Below are 19,787 nucleotides of genomic sequence, written 5' to 3'. Positions count from 1 at the left end.
TGTTCAAATCCTTGTAAACGAAAACTCTCTGACATTCAGTCAAGAGCCTAACAGGAGATATGACATGAAAACGATATGTAAATTTATTCTTCCGTCAATATTTATTTTGACATTACTTGTACCAGGCAGTGTCCTTGCCAAGGATAAAAGCCTGATAGTGGGTGGTAAAAATTATACAGAGCAGCTGATTCTTCCGGAACTCGCCGGCATCCTTCTGGAACAGGCAGGGTTCGATGTTACGCTGAAGACAGGGGTCGGGTCGGTGATCGCCAGAAAATCACTGGAGAATGCCCAGTTTGACCTCTATTACGAGTACACAGGTACGGCATACACTCTCTACTACAAGCAGAAAGATACAGAAGTAATGACAGTTCCCGAGAAGGTTTACAACTATGTCAAAAAAGCCGACGCCGAGAAGGGTCTTATCTGGCTCGATCCTGTCAAGTTCAACAATACCTATACCCTGATGATGCGTAAGGCAGAAGCTGAGCAACTCGGAATCAAGAGTATCTCCGATCTGGGAGTCTACGTCACAAAAAATCCGGACAACCTGATTTTCGCATTGGATTCGGAATTCTGGGAGCGTCCTGATGGATTTAAAGGCATTATGAAAATGTATAATTTCAAACTTCCTCCCAATCAGGTCAAAAAAATGTCTGTTGGTCTTACCTACCAGGCATTGAAAGAAGAGCAGGTCAATTCTGCAATGGGCTTTGCAACAGATGGTAGAATTGCGGCCTTCGGCTTCGTCAATCTTGAAGACGACAAATCTTTCTTCCCCGTGTACAATCCCGTACCTGTTGTGAGGAAGGAAATCCTTGATACGTATCCAGAGATCGAAACCATATTACAACCGCTTGCGGATAACTTAACCACGGAAGAGATGCAGCAACTCAACAAGGCCGTGGACGTAGACCACAAACCAGTTCACGATGTGGCTATGGATTGGCTCAAGAGTAAAAATCTGATCAAATAAGATTACCGCAGATCGTAAAGGGGGGAAAACATCTTTTTTCCCCCTTCCCTTAGCACTCAAAAACAGAGTATTGTTCTCACATTTACAATCCTCATTGCCGATTAGTACCTTGTGGGTATTTCCAACCACAAAATTTCAATCTACACTTCTAAGTTTCTTGTTTTTTATTACAGTTTTTCAGGTGTAAGGTACTTGATTCATATGTCTTTAGGGGGGATTTTTGAGGATAGCTGGTAATCAGTGCATGAGATCATATCGATTATCAAACCGCATATCAGAAAGTGCGTAATCAATATTTTCAACATTATTTATAGAAAATAAAATGGAAGCCATGGTTAATAAATCGGAAATGATTCCCCCCAAAGATCGTTTTGATCTCAAGGGGTGCAATGCAACAATGAAAGCGGTTGTTACGACCGGCAACGGTGGGTACGATAAACTCGAATATCGTGACGTTCCGATCCCAACCCTTAGTCCGGGGGAGGTGCTTCTGCAAGTCCTCGCAGCCGGAGTAAACAATACTGAAATCAACACCCGTCTTGGATGGTACTCCTCTTCTGTCAAGGCAGGTACGGAAGCCCTGACAGATGCCGAAAAGGAAGAAGCAAAAATAAAAGCAGACGGTGGTTGGAACGAGGCGACCCCTTTTCCTTTTATTCAGGGGACTGATTGTTGCGGACGTATTGTCGCAGTTGCCCCTGGTGGGGACGAAAGCACCATTGGCCTGCGTGTATTGGTACGGCCATGCATTCGCAGTTCTGGCTGGAACTCATTGGAGAATATCTGGATGGCCTCAGATTTTGATGGAGCATTCGCCCAATTCGTGAAAATTGGGGCTGAGGAGGTTTTTCCTGTAGACTGTGACTGGAGTGATGCCGAACTTGGCACAATTCCCTGTGCCTACGGTACGGCTGAAAACATGGTCTACAGGGCAAAAGTTAAAAAGGGCGAGCATGTCTTGGTTGCCGGAGCGTCGGGCGGTGTCGGGTCCGCCGCAGTACAGTTGGCAAAACGCCGGGGAGCAGTTGTGACGGCAATTGCCGGGAGGGAAAAACTTGAACAGGTGCAATCAATTGGAGCAGATCATATCATCGCTCGTGGGGACAACATCGTTACCGCCCTTGGGGATAGATCTGTTGACGTCGTCGTTGACAACGTGGCAGGAGAAACCTTTGGAGAGATGTTGAAGGTGCTGAAGAGAGGTGGGCGCTATGTCTCTTCGGGTGCCATTGGCGGTCCATTAGTGACACTCGATATGCGTGATTTTTACCTGAAAGATCTGACAATGATAGGTTGTACCGCATGGGATGAACCTGTTTTCCCAAACCTCATTTCTTATATCGAGAAAGGGGAAATACGGCCGCTACTTGCGAAGACGTTACCGCTGGACCAAATCGTGGAAGCACAGCGCGCTTTCACTGAGAAAAAACATGTGGGTAAATTTGTTTTGATTCCGCCTCCTCTGAAATGATTCTTCAATTCTTCAAGTCTACGAGTAAGATTGTAATTGTAGGATTAGGATGCCTTGTTGTTTCTTTCTTCTCTTTCATCCTACTCCTCAATTTCCTCCCACCCGTCTCCGACTCAGAGCAGGCGTTTGCCCAATATGAGACAATGCACAAGCTCTACACGCAAGGTATTGCTTCAAGAGCAGCGGCCTCTCTGGTCTCCTGTTCTCCCAAAATTGTGTTTGAAGAGCTATCTCTGACGTTAGTGTATTTACCTTTCCTGGACCAATTCTCCGCAAAAGAGCGTGTACAACTTACTCAAGAGGATGAACAGTGGTCTTGGTTAATTCCAGAAAAAATCTTAGAAAACCGTGATTCCCGTGAATACTTCAGCGAATGGGAGGCCAAACAGGTAAAATCTGCTCTGACCCGATACCTTGTCCTGATTCTCCCTGATCATTCTGCACACAATCGTATGCCTGTCCCACCCAACTTGGAGTTTTTTCGTGGACCACATGAAGGAGTGATCAACCAAGGGGGGAGTCTGGAAGAGGACGATCACAGAACATTTTATCCTGGCTATTTCAAAGGGTGGATGCAGGTTGTTGACCAAAAAGAAGAAGCTTTTCTGTGTGAGTCTCCTATCGAGGTGACCAGCGGTGCTTCTGTTGCCTACAAAATAATACACCGTAGCAGAGGTAATCCTCCCCATACAGCTATTCGCAATGATTTTCAGAAGCGTTTTCGTTCTGAACTTGCAAAGAATCTACCTTCATCGATTATCATCTTACTATGAGCTCTTGATAATAAAAAAAAATGAATGAAAGGTGATTTTGCTTAATTCACACTCCGCACTGCAAGCCAATCATCATTACTGATACAAACATACGGTTTGAACGTTATTGGCCGTTGAACCATTATTGCCAAGCCAAAGAAGAACTTGCTTGGGACGGTTTTACACTGCTTCTTGTGCAGGTAAAGCTGACTATTTGATTGAAATTGATCAGTAATGGAGCAACTGCAAAACTTATCTTACCAAAGACATCCTCAAGGATGCTTACGGGTAACTTGAGATACTTCCTGAGTTTGTGCGTCATATTCACACTGCATCAAGTGACATAAAGTGCAATAGATTAGCATTATTAATTGTGCCACATCAAATGGCTCAATAGTTTTTTGCGCCAGTAAGAGTGTTTTATTATGGCGCGATTCTGAAAATCGCGCCATAATAAAACACTATGCCGAAACATATTTCTCAAGAGGACCTGGAAAGCATTATAGAAGTTGTGGCCACCTCCCCTAACGGGATTGGCATTGAAAAGATCTATTTAATGCTTGAAGGCAGAATTACTCGTCGGACTTTGCAGAGGCGTTTGGCTCTACTTGTAGAGCAAAAAAGCCTCATAAAAGAAGGTAGGGCGAGGGCAACTCATTATCGTTTGCCAATAATCAACGGTGAATCGAAAATAGAAGAAGAGCCCGATATCCCCACACCCATCGCGCGCCAAGAAGTCTATATCTCATTATCAACGAGCGGAGAAGAATGTAAAAAGGCCATTCGCAAGCCTATCCAGCACCGCAGACCTGTCGGATATAATCGTAATTTTCTTGATTCATACCGACCGAACAGCACATTCTATCTCACAGCAGAAATTCGACAGCAGCTTTTTGAGATTGGCCGTTCACCGGAAGAAAATCGAATAGCTGGAACCTATGCCAGGCAGATCTATAATCGACTTTTAGTTGACCTTTCATGGAACTCCAGTCGATTAGAAGGAAATACGTATTCACTCCTGGAAACCGAACGTCTTCTTGAGCTAGGTGAAGCGGCAGAAGGAAAGAAGGCTATGGAAACCCAGATGCTCCTAAACCACAAAGATGCAATCGAACTTCTAGTGGAGCAGGCCGTCGACGTAGGATTCAACAGATACACTATTCTTAACCTTCATGCTCTACTGTCTAACAATCTTCTCACGGATCCACAGGCGTGTGGTCGATTGAGAGCTGTCCCGGTACTGATCGGCGGGTCTGTATTTCATCCCTTGGAAATACCGCAACTGATAGATGAATGCTTTGGACAAATCTTGTCTCTTGCTTCAGAAATAGAGGATCCATTCGAACAGGCATTTTTTGCTATGGTACATCTACCATATCTGCAGCCGTTTCTGGATGTAAACAAACGTGTTTCCCGACTCGCCGCCAATATCCCGCTGATTCGCCGGAATCTTTGTCCTCTCTCGTTTCTTGATGTACCGGATCAAGCCTACATTGATGGAACAGTTGCTGTTTATGAGCTGAACAAGGTTGAACTACTGCGTGATGTATTTGTTTGGGCTTATCAACGATCATGCGCGCGCTATTCTGCTACTAGACAATCTCTTGGTAGCCCCGATCCGTTCAGGTTACGATATCGGCAGCAGATAAAAGATATTGTGGCCGAGGTAGTGCGTGGTTGCATGGATAAACGGGAGGCTGCACATCGAATAGCAAGCTGTTCCGAATCAGGGATTCCACCCAGTGATCAACCTCGCTTTATTGAAGTAGTCGAAACAGAGCTAAGCAACCTGCATGAGGGAAATTTCGCTCGGTACGGAATCCGCCCGTTAGAATTTTCGAATTGGGAAAAGATTTGGCGTTAACGGTTCAATTTAGAATTTCTGACTTGCATTGCCAATCCTAAGTGATTGGCAATGCATCAGGTATAGATGTTTCCTATAGTGAGCACTCCTGCCACTGCGGAAATTCGTTAGAATGGAGCCACTGCGGGCTTTACCTTCCCAAAGAGAAGGTCAGGCCTCTCGCTGTGATGTTTGTCTTTTCAATACCAACCAGAAGGTTGATCAATTACATACATTCGTTATATACAATGGGTGGAACCTTATAATCCGAAATTGATCTTACTTTTAGTGAATACGCAAATTCTTCCTTAGACCATTTTATTCTGGATATCCCGTGATATTGGTTATACAAGCATAGTATTTGCCTACCCAAACCCAAGAAGCCCTCAACATTGTCCCCAGATTTTTTCACGAATGAAATTAATCCATATCATCCTTGCCCTGCTTGCTAATTGTGCTTGGGGTTTTAACTTCATCGCTGGTAAAATCGGATCAAACAATTTCCAGCCGCTGTTGTTCACCTGTATACGTTTCTTTTTCCTGCTGCTAATCATGTTGCCTTGGCTGCGACCAACTCGCGGTTATATGAAACCGCTCCTTAAGGTGGCTTTTCTTATGGGTGTCTGCCATTTCAGCATGATGTTCATCGGCCTAAATGCCGGTGCCAATATTGCGTCCATAGCCATAACCGCCCAATTATACGTTCCATTTTCTGCAATTTTGGCAGCTGCCTTCTTAAAAGAACAATTTTCTCTAATAAAAGTAATGGCTATTGCTTTAGCCTTTCTTGGCATCCTCGTTATAGGTTTTGATCCAATAGTATTTAACCATCTTGACGCTGTACTATGGGTCATGGGGGCAGCTTTTGTTATGGCGCTCAGCACTATACTCATGCGCCAATTTCCTAATATGGGGGTATTTCGGCTTCAGGCCTGGATAGCTTTGATTGCAACTCCTTCTTTATTGATCCTTAGTGTCCTTTTTGAATCAAACCATTATCAAATTTTGACCCAACTCAATATCATAGATTTCTGGTCTCCTCTGTATTCAGCTATTGGGGCCTCCGTCATCGGGCACGGCCTGGTTTATTACCTCTTGGCACGTTACCCCGTGTCAACAGTCACCCCCCTTATGCTTCTGGCTCCTTTGCTTGCCTCATTTTTCGGAACATGGTGGTTCGGAGATCAGAATAGCTGGAAACTCATACTTGGGGGAGCCATGACTCTGACTGGTGTTTTATTGGTTAGCTTGAATATCGAACAGCGTCTTAGAAGACTGATGCAACCGCACTGATATTTTGAGATGTATGAAGACCTATCCTCAAATGCTCATTATTTAGCAAATTGATTCACACAATTCATAACCAGCAATCAAGGTTGATTTTTATTTGTGTGACAAAGCCCTAAAAGCCCCCCTCTTAGAGAACAGAGTCTATCTGTGGTGGCAGGCTACCCTATGGTCTAGAGAGATTTCCCTAAAATCGGGCCGCGCTTCTCTGCAAACTTCAGTAGCCTCAAGGCAACGGGGATGGAATGGGCAGCCGGCAGGTGGATTTATAGGACTTGGTACATCACCCTGCAACATGATACGCTTTACCTTGGCACCGGGTATTGGTGTAGGGGCCGCTGATAATAAAGCCTGGCTGTACGGGTGTTGAGCGCTTGAATAAAAGGTCTCTTTGTCGGCGAGTTCAACCAGTCGGCCGAGATACATTACGGCCACTCGGTCACAAATATATTCCACCACCGAAAGGTCGTGGGATATAAAAATATAGGTGAGCCCGAACTGCGCGCGTAGCTCCTGCATCAGATTAATAACCTGAGCCTGAATCGAAACATCGAGAGCCGAAACAGGCTCATCTGCTAGGATAAATTTAGGTTGGAGGGCCAATGCCCTGGCAATAACAATACGTTGGCGTTGTCCCCCGGAAAATTCGTGGGGGTAACGCCTTGCCTGGCCTGGGCGTAAACCCACCACCTCCATCAGAAATTGAACTCGCTTTTCACGCTCTTTTTTGTCACCAATCCCGTGAATAATCAGTGGTTCACCAATGATGTTGCATACTTTCTGGCGGGGATTGAGCGCAGAATAAGGATCCTGATAAATAACCTGAGCCTGGCGGCGAAACTGTTTAAGCTCAACCCCTTTTAATGCACAAAGATTGCCGCCTTCAAATTCAACCTTGCCACTCGTTGGATCTTCAAGGCGAAGCAACGACCTGCCAAGGCTTGACTTACCGCAGCCAGACTCGCCAACCAGACCAAAGACCTCCCCGGCCTTGACGGCAAGGCTTACACCGTCCACTGCACGGACAATTCCTTTTCTGGCTCCGAACCCGCTGCTCTGGACCGGGTAATATTTACAGACATCCGTCGCCTCGAGAATTACCTCGTTCATCGCAGTTCACCTCTCAGAGCATACCAGCACCGCACGCCATGGCCCTTATCCGTCTCTTGCCATGGCGGAACTTGTTTACATTGCTGGACAGCGTATCGGCAACGATCTTGAAAAGAACAACCCTCTGGCAGGTTGAGTAAACTGGGGACAGCCCCTGGTATGGTGCTGAGAGCAGAACGTCTACCGCGCTGGGGCAGAGAATCAAATAAGCCCTTTGTATATGGATGCAGAGGGCGCGTAAAAAGCTCGTCCACATCCGCTGACTCGACGATCTTACCTGCATACATAACCACAACCCTATGGCAGGTCTCGGCGACAACGCCCAGATCGTGTGTGATCAGCATGATCGCCATGCCAAGTTCTTGCTGCAAGCTTTTCATTAGCTCAAGAATCTGTGCCTGGATGGTGACATCAAGAGCTGTTGTGGGCTCATCTGCAATTATCAGGGCAGGCTGACAGGCGAGAGCGATGGCAATCATCACACGCTGCCGCATTCCACCGGAAAGTTGATGGGGATAATCGGCTATCCTTGATACAGGCTCCGGTATACCCACCAGTTCTAGTAATCGTATGGCCTCCAGCCTCGCATCAGCGCCACCCATATTACGATGTTTTCTAAGAGGCTCCATAATCTGAAAGCCTACATTGTAGACCGGATTAAGGGAAGTCATGGGCTCCTGGAAAATCATAGAGATCTGGTTGCCCCGGATTGCTCGTATGTCAATATCAGGATCACTCACAAGATCCTTTCCGTTAAACAGAACTTTACCCTCTTCTATGTGGGCAAGTGGCTTGGGCAGTAATTGGAGCACAGAAAGAGCCGTAACCGATTTTCCACAGCCGGATTCTCCGACAATGCCAAGGGTCTCCCTGGCGTTAACATGCAGACTCACCCTGTCCACAGCGGTAAGCATACCACGTTTGGTGGTGAAACAAGTTTTCAACCCCTCTATTTTCAGAACTGGTTCTGTCATTGCGACCTCAAGGAGGGATCAAGAACGTCACGTAGTCCGTCACCAAAGAGATTAAAACCTAAGACGAGAAGAAGGATGGCCGCGCCGGGGAAGGCGGCGACATGAGGAGCCAGCTGAATGTACTGTCGTCCCTCGCTTAACATGGCACCCCATTCAGGTGAGGGAGGCTGAGCACCTAGGCCCAGAAAACCAAGGGCTGCAGCCTGGAGAACTGCAGTCCCCATGCCAAGAGTTGCGTATACGATAATTGGCGGTAGACAGTTGGGCAGGATGTGTCTAAAAATTATTCTTCGGTGGCTCCCCCCAAGATGTTCAATGGCCTGGACAAAAAGTTGGCCTTTCAGGCTCAGTACACTGGCACGCACAATCCGGGCATAATGAGGGATATAGACAATACCCACGGCCACCATGGTGTTGGTAAGACTCGGTTCCAGAATAGCTGTGATAAAGATGGCTAGCAGGATGGCAGGGAAAGCGAGCAGCATATCCATGCAGCGCATGATAACACTGTCCACTCTTTTGCCAAAATATCCCGCAAAAAGACCAAGAATTGTGCCTGGGATAATCGAGATACCAACAGATATGACACCGATCATAAGTGAAATCCGGGTACCGTAAATCACCCGGCTCAGGATATCCCTACCAAGGCTGTCCGTGCCAAAGAGATGGTCTATACTAGGACCCTGCAAACGGATGAGCGGTGAAGGAATGAGCGGATCCGCCGGAGCAATCCACGGACCGAACAGTGCAATAAGAACAAGAATACAGATTAGGCCCAGGCCGGTGATAGCACTGACGCTCTGCCTCATATCTTTTAGTGCTTCCAGACTATTCATGGACCCTGATCCTCGGATCGAGCAGAACGTAAATTAAATCCACAGCAAGATTAATTGTCGCCATAAGCGCAGCAAAGACAAGAATACAGCCCTGTACCGCTGCGTAATCACGGCCTGAGAGAGAATCCACCACATAACGGCCTAGCCCTGGCCAGCTGAAAATTGTCTCAGTCAGCACCGCACCGCCCAACAAAAGCCCTAGATTCAGTCCAAGAACTGTCACCACTGGTAAAAAAGCATTGCGGAGAGCGTGCCGCATGATAACGACAAACTCACTCATACCTTTAGCTCTGGCTGTCCTCACATAATCCTTGCTCATTGTCTCAAGCATGGCACTCCTGGTAATACGTGCAACTATGGCCATGGGTATAGTCGCAAGGGTAAAAGCAGGAAGTATGAGATGCTTGAGTGAAGATATAAATGCCGCCCAGTTACCGGCAAGCATTGAGTCGAGCACTACGAGACCTGTTAGATCAGGGACCTCAATGCCAAGGGATATTCGACCCATCATTGGAAGTAGAGGGAACTTTACCGAAAAAAAGTAGATGAGCATCAAGCCAAGCCAGAAGATCGGCATGGAAACACCCAGAAGAGCAAGAAACATGGAACCGTAATCCCATAAAGAATACTGTCGTGAAGCGGATAGCACCCCTGCTGCAATACCAACGATTGTAGCAATCAGCATTGCCACCATTGAGAGTTCCAGGGTGGCAAGCAGACGTACCCAGATTTCTGCCGAGACCGGCGCATTGGAGCGCATGGAGTTACCGAGATCGCCTTGCAGGATGTCCTTTAAGTAGATCCAGTATTGTGTGATAAGAGACTCGTTGAGACCAAGCTGCTGCCTCAGACTGGCAAGTTCTTCAGGGTTGGCAAACTCTCCGAGAAGTAATTGGGCGGGGTCTCCAGGGATCATCCTGAGCATCAGGAAAACCAGTACAGAGACCCCAAACATGGTCAAGAGCAGGTGAAAAAACCGTCTTGAGATGTATCCCAGTGTCATGCTTTACTATCCTTTACTTTTTACCAACCATCTGAAAGCTGTTCAACCCGTTGGGGCGCAGGGGAACATCAGACAAGCGCTTGTTGTAGCTCCGGACAATAGTGGTGTGAACCAGTGGAATCCATGGAGCCTCATCATGGGCGATCACCTGGGCCTTCATGTACAACTCTGTTCTTTCTGTCTTGTCAAAGACAACCTGAGCTTTTTTACAAAGCTCAGTAAATTCATCGTTTTTCCAAAGTGAAACGTTTGAAGCACCGGGAGTCTTGGCGGTATCGGCAGAAAGCAGTCCGTAAAGGAAATTATCCGGATCGGCGTTACCACCCAGCCACCCAAGCATACAGAGATCATGCTCTCCATTGGAGGTCTTCTTCAGATACGCACCCCAGTCCATACGAACGATCTTTGCCTTAACACCGGCGGCAGCAAGGTAGGCTTGAATGAGTTCAGCGGTCTTAACAGGATCAGGCATGTATGCACGGCTTACCGGCATCGCCCATAACTCAAGTGTACGCCCAAAATCAAACCCTGCTTCCTTGAGCATCTTCTTGGCTTTTGCCGGGTCATATTCATATGGGTTAATTGAGTCGTTGTAGCTCCAGATTGAAGGGGCAAAAGGGTTTTTAGCAGGAATCGCCATACCCTGGAAGATTGACTGGACGATGGCATTTTTATCAATAGCGTGACTAAGCGCAATACGAACTTTCGGGTCTTTCAAGTAGGACTTTTCGGTATTTAGTGCCAGGTAGCCAACATTGACACTCGGTCGCTTGATCATGGCCAGTTGATCATTTTTTTCTACAAGCTTAATTGAATCAGGATCGAGATCGTCAGCGATATCAATAGCTCCCGATTGCAGGGCCATAAGACGCGCAGATGGTTCTGGGATCGATTTCAGGACGATTTTTTCTACTTTGGCTTTTTCACCCCAGTAATCATTGTTACGCTCAAAAACGATCTGGTCATCTTTATCCCATTTGACGAACTTGAAAGGACCGGTTCCAACAGGATGCTGACCAATCTGATCCTTATATTCATGCATGGCTTTGGGCGAGAGAATAGGACACAGCCAGAGGGCAAGATTGTTCAAAAGTGGTGCGAAAGGCTTTTCCGTAACCAACTGAATGGTGTAGTCATCAACCACTTTAATCTCAGTAACTGGTTTAAGGGAAAGACTGAGGTAGCGCCATTTGCCGAAACTGTGGAGAGGGTGTTCTTTGTCGATGATACGTGCAAAGGAATCATAAACTGCAGTTGCGTTGAAGGGTTCGCCGTCATGAAACTTTACTCCCTGACGCAGTTTGAAGGTCCAGACCAGACCGTCGTCGGATATTGACCAGGACTCTGCGAGTTGGGGCTCAACGTCCATACTGTCCTTACCGAAGATAACCAGGTTTTCAAGAACTTGAATTCCAGCCTTGATAGACTCTCCATCGGTTGCCTGGGCCAGATCGAGGCTTACAGAATCACCACCTCGCCCCCAAATCAGAGTATCTGCCTCTCCTGCGCTCACAGCGCTGGGCAGCATCAGTGCTACGACCCAAAATGCTAGTAATAATCTACGCATACGCATTCTCCCTGTTGTGTACTTAATAGTTTCCCAACGATGGTCTAATCAGATGGTTATAACCATCTAACACTGCCTTGTATCGATCAAATCTAAAAACTATTATGATTCGAAGTCAAGTAAAATATTAAAGCAGCTTAATATGAAAGATAAAACCGCTTTAAATATCATAACAAAAATGGTTTAATAGACTTAGACTATTCCTTGAATTGTAATTTATGTCGATTAGGCCCCGCCAATCCGGACAAGCAGTCTCATCGACATCACGGAGGAAAAAGCGGCATAATGTCAACATCCAAGCAACGCCAGAAAAGAGCGGAATTGATCTGTGACCTGATCGCATCCAGCAAGATGCCTCGCAATCAGGTCGCTGCAACTTCCGGGCTGACAAACACCTATATACGTGATCTGGAGCAGGGCAACATCATTAACGTTGACCGGAAAAAACTCCTTCGACTCGCCGTAGCTCTCAACATGAATCTAAACCGGATAGACGATATGCTCAAGATTTTTGATAGAGCAAGTCTATCCGCTGATGATATTGATGCCTTTATCGAGTCGGCCCACAAGCGCAAGATAACGACAGCTCTCTTTCCTTTAAGAGATTTTTATGCCTACGAGCTGGCTGTCTATGCCATGGAATATGTGCCGGGAGACCAGATAATAATCAACGATCGCCCCACGGTTTGTATACGAGAAGCCGGACATCGAACCTTTAGTGATAGTCACCTGGTTGCAGCCCATCCCCTTTATGCCGAACTCCTTGAAACCCTGGGCCGGGTGCGTCGTGCCCAGTTTGAAACTAACCTGAAAAACGGCAGGATAACGCATTACATCTGCCGGCAGTGCCTTCAGGACTATGTTAAGAAATGCGATGATCCTAAAGAGACGTACTGGCGGAGGAAACATGTATCAAACTTGCTTGATTACCACCGGAAGTACAAAAATCTGGAGGTGCTCATCACAGGCGTGTGCTCCTACATGCTCTTTTCCATCAAACATCCTCAAGATGGATCTGATGTCCAGTTTAACTTCTGCGCCAAACCTGGTCACTATGTAGCAGGAGAACGCCCGGGAAGGCTTGCCGGTTTTTCTACAAGTAATCCTGTAATCCTGCAGACTTTTCATGAGGAGTTGGAGTCCATTAAAGGATGGGTTCTGCCGGAATATAAAGAGCGGGTAGCAGTTGAACAGTTTCTGGAAGAAATTATAGCAGATCAAAAATAATCAACCAGAGTCTTTAGTCCACGCAAAGGTAATTCCACCTGTCCTCTCATAACACCTAAGAGTTAAGCGCTCTGCTCCTTGCATCCGTTTTATCATGGATTGGATAACCGTGAGATGAGCCCTTGTGCAGCGTCCAAGCCAGGGACCACGAGCAACTTCATCGAGTACTTCAGTTATCACTTCACTTTTTACCAGTGGCCATTTTCGGATTGCAAAATTGATTTCACTGATGCGTTCGCATGGTGGTTCCACAACAAGTGATCCCGCCATCTCGGAATGATAGACTTCAGGTTCAAAGGCCTTTGCATAACGTGCATATCGGTCGTAAATTTCCCTGTTGAGCTCTGCTATATCTGCTTCTGCGCCCATGGCTGTTGATAATGCTTGTGCGAGTTCTCTTGCTTCCGACCCTCCAGGGTGTTCCGGCTGATCATAGTAAGGTATTATGGCGTAGACAAAGGATCGCGGTATCCAATGCTCACGAAAGTCTGGATTGATATATCCAGCAAAAGGTTGCTCCCACTCATGACTGGGAACTCCGTGCAGATCAAGCATATATTCCGGCAACCAACGTTCATAGAGTTTTGTTTTTACTCTTGCTTCGCTAAAAACAGTATCTGGGTTTAAATACTGATCGTACCACTCCATACCGAGCGAGTTATAACGGGCCGCATGCAGCTTGTGATCGGGTGCCTTAGGCAGCATCTCTTCAAAGGTCGCCACACCATCGGGGTTCTCAACTGGCACGACAACCACGTTGATACCTGCCAGGATTCCGGCAGATGTCGTCTTGTTTTGTTCCTGTACAAGATCATAGAGGAGTTTTATAGCCCCATTGGTTCCGGAAATTTCATTTGCATGGTGGCGGGCATTAATAAAGAGTGTGGGTTTAAGGAGTCTGGCTCTGCCAGCTTGCATTCTACCAGTTGATATTGCCTCCACTGCAAGAATGTCGCGGCCCATGAGGCTTTGCCCAACTCGCCATACCTCCATGCCGGGTTGACCATTTAAGCTCCTGCTCCATGCCTCAATCTCTTCACCTGTTGGTATAGACTGGATGTCCGGCTTTTGGACCTCTTGAACGGATTCATTGGCTACCCTTTTGGGTGCAGGCCTCATCCGTAGTATGATTTTTCTTTCTCTAACCAAAAACCTATACCCAAAGCAGTCTGCTGCGACAGCCAGCTTTTTCAGTTCCGAGTCATGTAATTCTTCCTGCCCATAGCCAAGCTCGGCAATGATGAGTCCTTTACTGTAACCGACAGCGAATACCTCAATCTTATTTTCTACAACCTGTGAAACTGATTGTACCGGTTTTAACCTCAGCTTTACGACTGGATCACCTGCATGGTCTGCATTAACCATTGGTACGATTCTGCCCAGATTGAGGGAATTGTTTACCCGATGTCGCTGGCAAAAAGCCTTACAAAAGGCCAGCAGACCAAAGTAAATGTCTTCATGCAAAGCTTCCATGGGAGCAGTTCGTTCTTCAGCAAAATCGAGCTTTTCCTGCCCTTCCCCTATTGCTATCTCGAACCGAATTTCCTCCCAAAAAGCTAGTGCTTCATCTTCTACTAAATCAGGCAGGGAGGCGATCATGATAGCCTCCATCTCAGGGAGCCACGATTGCTGAAAACGGTGCCAGAAGAGCTCACGATCGGTAGGTAGCTTATGATTGAGCAATAGTTGCTCGTTTTTGCGTACCTCTATAGAGGCACAAACCGGATAGGAAAAACGATCGACCTCATTTTCAAGCAAATAGGGGACTTGGGAAAAGGGTGGGGTAAGCATTTCTTCAATCAGTAATTCGTCTTCACCGTTAAATGCGCGGACCAGATAGGCTTCCTCCTGATCAGGATTCATGCTCATTTGAACCCGATCAAGCGTCCATCCCCTTTTTTGACAAACAATATCCGGTGCAGGGTACATTTCCTGAACCCATCTGGAACCCATTTCCATCTGGCCTTTCTGGTTAAAGGGAGAACAACTGATTTCCAGTCTCTCCACTGTAGGTGGCAACTTAGGTTCAATTGCTTCCAATAACCAGCTGACGGCAGGTTTATAAGCTCGCAGGTTTATGATTTCAGAGTCGTATCCTTTCTCTCGTAATAACTTTTCCAACATGGATTTAAAGTCGTTTCGAAAGGTATATGAACCACTAAGAAAAGCTCTCACCGTTACCTGGCCTGTACCCTCAGGGATTTTCTTTACTAGGGCAAGAATCCTTCTTGCTTCACTTTGCCATGTAGATTTACGCACGATGGTCGGCTTTTTTGCCAATCGCTTTGGTTCTGGAATCCCGACACAACGACACGCAGAAGCAACTCTCTGATGCTGTTTGCCTGGTACGTCAGGTATGTGCTGGCCTTTTACTATTTTATGTACCAAGGAGCCCGTTCTGCCAGCACCGGCCGCAAGAAGCGCTGCTTTATGGAATCTGGAGCGCCACGCCTCAAGTACCTCACCTCCCGGCGCATCAGTTTCAAACCAAAGTTGCGTTAGTTTTTTGAAGAGTTGCGCCAGTGGCTTACTGCTACCAGAGGCCAGGAGGTTCCTGTCGTTTACACGCAGCCAAGCCTCTGTGTTTTCGTTTTCAACAATCTTTATACAAATATTCTGCACGCTATAATTACCAACATGAGCCATTGGTAGAGTTACCTCGGTAGCACGGGAAACCGCTGCTCCCATGTGGGCAAAGAGAGCTTGACCCAAATCTGCCGAAAGCTCTTCAGGCAAATCCAGTCCTAAATTCAGGCAGGTCCCCCGGACTTCTCTTGTAGATTCGACAAAAAGTGCTTTGTTCATTGATATGAGATCAAACCCTGCTGGCGGTTCATTGACCTCTTCATGTTTTTTTGCTTGGATGGCAGGTAGTTTTATTCGGGACACAGTTGGAATACCACTCCAGCTGATAACGCATATAGACGTGTCATCACCATGGATTTCAATTTTCTTCACTGGAGTATCGTATCGTCGAAGTGGTGCTGTTGCCAGGCTATTGAGAACGCGATTAATTGCATACGGGCTGTTTCCAGTGAGAATCCAACCACCTTCAACAGCCTGTTCGAGTAGCGCAGCCTGTTCATATTTGCTCGAAGACTCCCTGACGAGCAACATTCCTGGTTTTGGGTTTCGCAGACAGCGCAATTTTTTGATATGAGCCCCATTGCACTCAATATTGAGACGCACTGCCAGGTTGATCAGGCCCGCCCAGATGTATCCGCTTACTAGTTTGGGTGCAATACCAAGCTCAATATTTAGCTGATCTACATATCCATCACCGTCGACATCAGTAAAAAGATCGTTGGTTGGCCATAAAAGTCCCAGGTCGACCTGGGAAGGATTGCTAGAAGTATATTTTTTCATCAGCATTTGTTTGATGCTTGGGACAGATTAAAGAATAACATTTGACATTTTTTTAAGTGCTTATCTTGACTAAATACTAACCAGATAAGCTTAGAGAATTAGATATATACAGCTAATCAAATGTTTTAGATTAAAGAGGCTTAATATCTATAATTATCACTTATTCATTTTTAACAAAAGTGTCCAGACAAATCATCTTTTGAAAAAGGCGACAGTAGTAAACTTGAAAAGATGCGGGTACTGGAGCCGAAAAAATTTAGGTACTTTTCAACAGACTATTTCGACATCACAATTCATTGACACAAAATGCAACCAGCAACAGCTTAGATTCTATTTTTGTTTGGACTATCCGCAAACTGTTTCTCAAATGCGGAGCCATCCAATTTGGTCAGGTTCGGTATATAGCGACCATAGGTTTTGTAAACCATGGACGTATCAATATGACTGAGAACACGTGCAACCCATTCCGGTGCTTCTCTCAGAGTCAATGCCCATGAAGCAAAAGTATGACTGGTTTCATACATTCGCCTGTATGGAAGCTCTGCTCTGTTCAAAGCTCTTTCCCAGAGTTCACGGAGTTTGTCCTGCTGGATTGGCCGACCGAAACTGTTCATGAACACATAAGGGCTTTTCAGACCCTTGGTTACATCCTTTTGCTGTTCAAGAATTGCTTTGAGTGATGGCCGAAGAGCAATCGTTCTCCTGCTTCCTTGGGTTTTCAAGTCATCTTTTTCTATGTTGTAAATTTGTACTCTTCAATTTTTGTCTGACTTCCAATGCTAAACAGTGAGTGGACATTTTTTGCCACCAAGAGTATCGGTATTGCCTATTTGACAGATCAGATACATCTAACATAGTATTTCCTTTTAACTTTTGGTTTCAATTACGTTGACCAGATACCAGAACAGATGAGCCACCTCGACCTTTTCAGGCAATGTACTTCTGTGAGTACAAACACACTTTTAAATCAAATTGGCAAATAGTACAAATAGGTAAATTCTATCTCAATGGATGAACTTATCACGCTTGGAGGCTGTCCGGGAATGCACTTCTCGGAGTCTATGCTTACCGGCCCATATCTTCGTTAAACGCGAAAAAATATCCTCAGAATATGAACTATATGCCTGCGGTAATTTTTCGCGTTTGCCTTGATATGAACGAAAATTCCTATTATCGGACAGGCTCTTAGGCGCATGTCAGAGAAATAATTAATCCGTTCTGTTGTTGTATATCGGTACCGTCATAGAATTAACCCCACCACTCCATTCCTCTCCATCTATTGACCGCGAATCAACACTCTGCCTCCACATTTCAGGTCTCTTACCTTCGTGAAAACGCTTATCGTTTTTATATATTTCTTCAAATCAGTTAGAAGCCGAGATGAGCATTATCGGTGATAATCGGAATATGCCTCTATATGCATGGTGAAAAAGTTTTTTGGCCTCCTGCCTGTTAATTTAATGGGCAGGTGAGCTAATTTTCGATAGCGTGGTCACGGATGTACAGTATTATGAAAATAAAGAACGACTTGATAAATTGATAACATCCCAATTTTTAACTACATTTATATGGGAAGCGTTAGCTGTCTTCTAGCTGAACTTTGATTGAAACTCCTTTTCTCAAGAATATCTCTAAGTTCCTACCCCAGGGCATAGCCTATGCAAGTACCTTTCTACATAGGTAAAACCAATTTTACATGTAGGGTCCATCTTGCTATGGTTTTTGGTTTTCTTGTGATATTTACTGAAAATTTCTCAGTAAATGACTGAGCTATTTCATTTATCGATAATTAAGAGGGGATATTGTGTCAGAAGTAAGAGATATTGGAAGCTGCTGGTATGGCAATGGTATTTGGTGGGGGACCAACTCTAGCCTCCAGTGCAACCCTTCTCCTGGATGCGATTGATGAGTTTGACAAGCAAGGATGAGAAACCATTCACCTGCCCGACAGCATTAGAAGAACCAAACGATCTGGAAACATCGAAGGCTGATATTGAACTTCCAGACTGGGATTTTGATGATGAATTTGATGGTGGTGATGAAACCTGCGGCAGAGTTATTGTCAACCTTCACCTCTATATCAGGGACCAGGAGCCGGGTCTTCGGATTCTTGTGATTTCGCGTGATCCCGGCGCGCCGGTTGAACTCCCTGCATGGTGCCGGATGACAAAGAACGATCTGACAGAAACAAAACACCCCTATTACCTGATCACCCTTAAACCTCATTTAGTAAGGAGATAAAGATGTCCGATACATTTTGTGTGACCATTACGCACTGTAAAACTGATCATGACAAGGCTACCCTTGGATTTGTCGTTGCCAACGCTGCCCAGGGCAGTGAGAAAGAGACGATGGTTTTTCTCAGCTCAGATGGTGTCTGGTGTGCTGTGCCTGAAGAAATGGAGAAAGTGGATGAGGGTGCTCCTTTTGCACCGCTCAAAGACCTGGTTGCAAAGTACCTCAAAGCTGGTGGTAAGATTTACGTTTGTACTCCATGCATGAAAAAGCGTGGAATCACCGAAGATCAACTTATGGAAGGCGCAACCCCTGCAGGTGGCGCGGCTCTGGTTGAGTGGTTGTCCGCAGGCTCACCGAGTGTAGCATACTAAGGTCATTATATCAGGAGGATCACACAATGACGGTAAATCTGAATGAAGTTATCCCTGATATGGTGTTCGATGGCGGGGACCTGGATTGCGGTTCAGGGTTGATCCTCCTTATTCGTGAGCATATGCTTAAGACACCGGTGGATGGTATTCTTGAAATGCGAAGCAGGGAACCGACGGTGGCCGACGACCTGCCTCCATGGTGCAGAATGTCAGGGCACGAGTATCTTGGTCAAGAAGCGGGAGAAGGCTTTACCCGCTATTTTGTCAAGCGAGGTACTCAGGAGAAAAAGGAAGAACAGTCGCTCAAGGAAGATCTCGATAAGGCGAAAAAGTATGAGTGGCGGTTGCGTGCCCGCTCCCAGGGCCATCTGAGATCAACAGTCTACAGCCGTAACTTCTCTTTTGAGGTGGGCCAGCCGGCAAGCTTTGAAGAAAAGGACAAGAACCCATGCGCTGTTGAATATCTGTTCGGTTCCCTCGCTGGTTCACTGACCACCGCATTTGCGACCGAATGCGCAAAAGAGAACCTGGATGTTGATGATATCGAGATCTCTTTGAGTGGCGCATTACATAATATCCTCGCACATATGGGGCTGGAAGAGGGCGATCCGTCCATATCGGAGATTGAGTTGAAATGCTTTGCGTCAACCTTTGATGATGAGGATAAGGTGCGGGAGGTATGGGAGCGGACCGTGAGTCGTTCACCGGTCGCCGTGACTCTCGCAAAAGCTGTAGATCTCAAAATTAAACTGGCATTGGTGTAGGG

At 46.1% G+C, this 19,787-nt stretch carries 16 protein-coding genes; 9 read left to right on the top strand and 7 right to left on the bottom strand.

Annotation, left to right across the window (positions count from 1 at the left end; all coding sequences use genetic code 11):
- The first annotated feature begins 64 nt into the window (after window positions 1-64).
- The 5 genes from GA520_RS19690 to GA520_RS19670 all read left to right on the top strand — a co-directional run bounded on the left by GA520_RS19690 (window position 65) and on the right by GA520_RS19670 (window position 6,335).
- Window positions 65-976: a glycine betaine ABC transporter substrate-binding protein gene (locus GA520_RS19690; protein ID WP_163338946.1), complete on the top strand. Its 912-nt coding sequence runs from the start codon at window positions 65-67 to the stop codon at window positions 974-976.
- Window positions 977-1,373: 397 nt separating this feature from the next.
- Complete coding sequence (locus tag GA520_RS19685) at window positions 1,374-2,447, top strand: alcohol dehydrogenase family protein (RefSeq protein WP_163338961.1); 1,074 nt, start codon at window positions 1,374-1,376, stop codon at window positions 2,445-2,447.
- Between the two features lie 143 nt (window positions 2,448-2,590).
- The gene (locus tag GA520_RS19680) at window positions 2,591-3,220 is read left to right on the top strand and encodes a hypothetical protein (protein WP_163338945.1); all 630 of its coding nucleotides are present in this window, start codon (window positions 2,591-2,593) and stop codon (window positions 3,218-3,220) included.
- A gap of 442 nt (window positions 3,221-3,662) precedes the next feature.
- Window positions 3,663-5,063 carry a Fic family protein gene (locus GA520_RS19675; protein ID WP_163338944.1) on the top strand — a complete coding sequence of 467 codons (1,401 nt, stop codon included), beginning with the start codon at window positions 3,663-3,665 and terminating at the stop codon, window positions 5,061-5,063.
- Window positions 5,064-5,456: 393 nt separating this feature from the next.
- Window positions 5,457-6,335: a DMT family transporter gene (locus GA520_RS19670; RefSeq protein ID WP_163338943.1), complete on the top strand. Its 879-nt coding sequence runs from the start codon at window positions 5,457-5,459 to the stop codon at window positions 6,333-6,335.
- Window positions 6,336-6,473: 138 nt separating this feature from the next.
- Here GA520_RS19670 and GA520_RS19665 read toward each other — a convergent pair whose 3' ends face one another.
- From GA520_RS19665 to GA520_RS19645, 5 genes are read right to left on the bottom strand one after another with little or no spacing between them, the layout of a single operon-like run.
- Complete coding sequence (locus GA520_RS19665) at window positions 6,474-7,439, bottom strand: ABC transporter ATP-binding protein (protein WP_163338942.1); 966 nt, start codon at window positions 7,437-7,439, stop codon at window positions 6,474-6,476.
- On the bottom strand, window positions 7,436-8,413 hold the full coding sequence (locus GA520_RS19660) for an ABC transporter ATP-binding protein (protein WP_163338941.1): 978 nt from the start codon (window positions 8,411-8,413) through the stop codon (window positions 7,436-7,438). The genes GA520_RS19665 and GA520_RS19660 overlap by 4 nt, the downstream gene beginning before the upstream one ends.
- Window positions 8,410-9,249 carry an ABC transporter permease gene (locus tag GA520_RS19655; RefSeq protein ID WP_163338940.1) on the bottom strand — a complete coding sequence of 280 codons (840 nt, stop codon included), beginning with the start codon at window positions 9,247-9,249 and terminating at the stop codon, window positions 8,410-8,412. Before GA520_RS19655 ends, GA520_RS19660 begins: the two co-directional genes overlap by 4 nt.
- Window positions 9,242-10,252, bottom strand: coding sequence for an ABC transporter permease (locus tag GA520_RS19650; RefSeq protein WP_163338939.1), 1,011 nt, complete (start codon window positions 10,250-10,252; stop codon window positions 9,242-9,244). Before GA520_RS19650 ends, GA520_RS19655 begins: the two co-directional genes overlap by 8 nt.
- 13 nt (window positions 10,253-10,265) lie before the next feature.
- On the bottom strand, window positions 10,266-11,819 hold the full coding sequence (locus tag GA520_RS19645) for an ABC transporter substrate-binding protein (protein ID WP_163338938.1): 1,554 nt from the start codon (window positions 11,817-11,819) through the stop codon (window positions 10,266-10,268).
- Between the two features lie 285 nt (window positions 11,820-12,104).
- Between GA520_RS19645 and GA520_RS19640 the strand changes: the two genes are divergently transcribed.
- On the top strand, window positions 12,105-13,046 hold the full coding sequence (locus tag GA520_RS19640) for a hypothetical protein (protein WP_163338937.1): 942 nt from the start codon (window positions 12,105-12,107) through the stop codon (window positions 13,044-13,046).
- On the opposite strand, the gene GA520_RS19635 is transcribed toward GA520_RS19640, so the two are convergent.
- Entirely contained in the window at window positions 13,047-16,412 is a 3,366-nt protein-coding gene (locus GA520_RS19635) for a M14 family metallopeptidase (RefSeq protein ID WP_163338936.1), read from the bottom strand.
- A gap of 323 nt (window positions 16,413-16,735) precedes the next feature.
- On the bottom strand, window positions 16,736-17,134 hold the full coding sequence (locus GA520_RS19630) for a site-specific integrase (RefSeq protein WP_163338935.1): 399 nt from the start codon (window positions 17,132-17,134) through the stop codon (window positions 16,736-16,738).
- Window positions 17,135-18,317: 1,183 nt separating this feature from the next.
- On the opposite strand from GA520_RS19630, the gene GA520_RS19625 reads away from it, so the two are divergent.
- From GA520_RS19625 to GA520_RS19615, 3 genes are read left to right on the top strand one after another with little or no spacing between them, the layout of a single operon-like run.
- Window positions 18,318-18,653 carry a hypothetical protein gene (locus GA520_RS19625; RefSeq protein WP_205749310.1) on the top strand — a complete coding sequence of 112 codons (336 nt, stop codon included), beginning with the start codon at window positions 18,318-18,320 and terminating at the stop codon, window positions 18,651-18,653.
- 2 nt (window positions 18,654-18,655) lie between these two features.
- Window positions 18,656-19,021, top strand: a complete 366-nt coding sequence (locus GA520_RS19620; protein ID WP_163338934.1) for a DsrE family protein — start codon at window positions 18,656-18,658, stop codon at window positions 19,019-19,021.
- Between the two features lie 26 nt (window positions 19,022-19,047).
- A complete protein-coding gene (locus GA520_RS19615) occupies window positions 19,048-19,785 on the top strand; it encodes a sulfurtransferase TusA family protein (RefSeq protein ID WP_163338933.1) in 738 nt (245 codons plus the stop codon).
- Window positions 19,786-19,787 lie beyond the last annotated feature (2 nt).

It is taken from the genome of Desulfopila sp. IMCC35008, assembly GCF_010646885.2.
In the GTDB taxonomy this organism is placed as follows: Bacteria; Desulfobacterota; Desulfobulbia; order Desulfobulbales; family Desulfocapsaceae; genus Desulfopila.
The sequence above is the reverse complement of the archived record's forward strand: the minus strand, read 5'-3'. Positions and strand labels throughout refer to the sequence as shown.

Bases quoted from the DNA above. Each gene is read 5' to 3' on its own strand.
- GA520_RS19690 (WP_163338946.1), top strand. From the start codon at position 65: ATGAAAACGATATGTAAATTTATTCTTCCGTCAATATTTATTTTGACA.
- GA520_RS19685 (WP_163338961.1), top strand. From the start codon at position 1,374: ATGAAAGCGGTTGTTACGACCGGCAACGGTGGGTACGATAAACTCGAA.
- GA520_RS19680 (WP_163338945.1), top strand. From the start codon at position 2,591: ATGCACAAGCTCTACACGCAAGGTATTGCTTCAAGAGCAGCGGCCTCT.
- GA520_RS19675 (WP_163338944.1), top strand. From the start codon at position 3,663: ATGCCGAAACATATTTCTCAAGAGGACCTGGAAAGCATTATAGAAGTT.
- GA520_RS19670 (WP_163338943.1), top strand. From the start codon at position 5,457: ATGAAATTAATCCATATCATCCTTGCCCTGCTTGCTAATTGTGCTTGG.
- GA520_RS19665 (WP_163338942.1), bottom strand. From the start codon at position 7,439: ATGAACGAGGTAATTCTCGAGGCGACGGATGTCTGTAAATATTACCCG.
- GA520_RS19660 (WP_163338941.1), bottom strand. From the start codon at position 8,413: ATGACAGAACCAGTTCTGAAAATAGAGGGGTTGAAAACTTGTTTCACC.
- GA520_RS19655 (WP_163338940.1), bottom strand. From the start codon at position 9,249: ATGAATAGTCTGGAAGCACTAAAAGATATGAGGCAGAGCGTCAGTGCT.
- GA520_RS19650 (WP_163338939.1), bottom strand. From the start codon at position 10,252: ATGACACTGGGATACATCTCAAGACGGTTTTTTCACCTGCTCTTGACC.
- GA520_RS19645 (WP_163338938.1), bottom strand. From the start codon at position 11,819: ATGCGTAGATTATTACTAGCATTTTGGGTCGTAGCACTGATGCTGCCC.
- GA520_RS19640 (WP_163338937.1), top strand. From the start codon at position 12,105: ATGTCAACATCCAAGCAACGCCAGAAAAGAGCGGAATTGATCTGTGAC.
- GA520_RS19635 (WP_163338936.1), bottom strand. From the start codon at position 16,412: ATGAAAAAATATACTTCTAGCAATCCTTCCCAGGTCGACCTGGGACTT.
- GA520_RS19625 (WP_205749310.1), top strand. From the start codon at position 18,318: ATGAGTTTGACAAGCAAGGATGAGAAACCATTCACCTGCCCGACAGCA.
- GA520_RS19620 (WP_163338934.1), top strand. From the start codon at position 18,656: ATGTCCGATACATTTTGTGTGACCATTACGCACTGTAAAACTGATCAT.
- GA520_RS19615 (WP_163338933.1), top strand. From the start codon at position 19,048: ATGACGGTAAATCTGAATGAAGTTATCCCTGATATGGTGTTCGATGGC.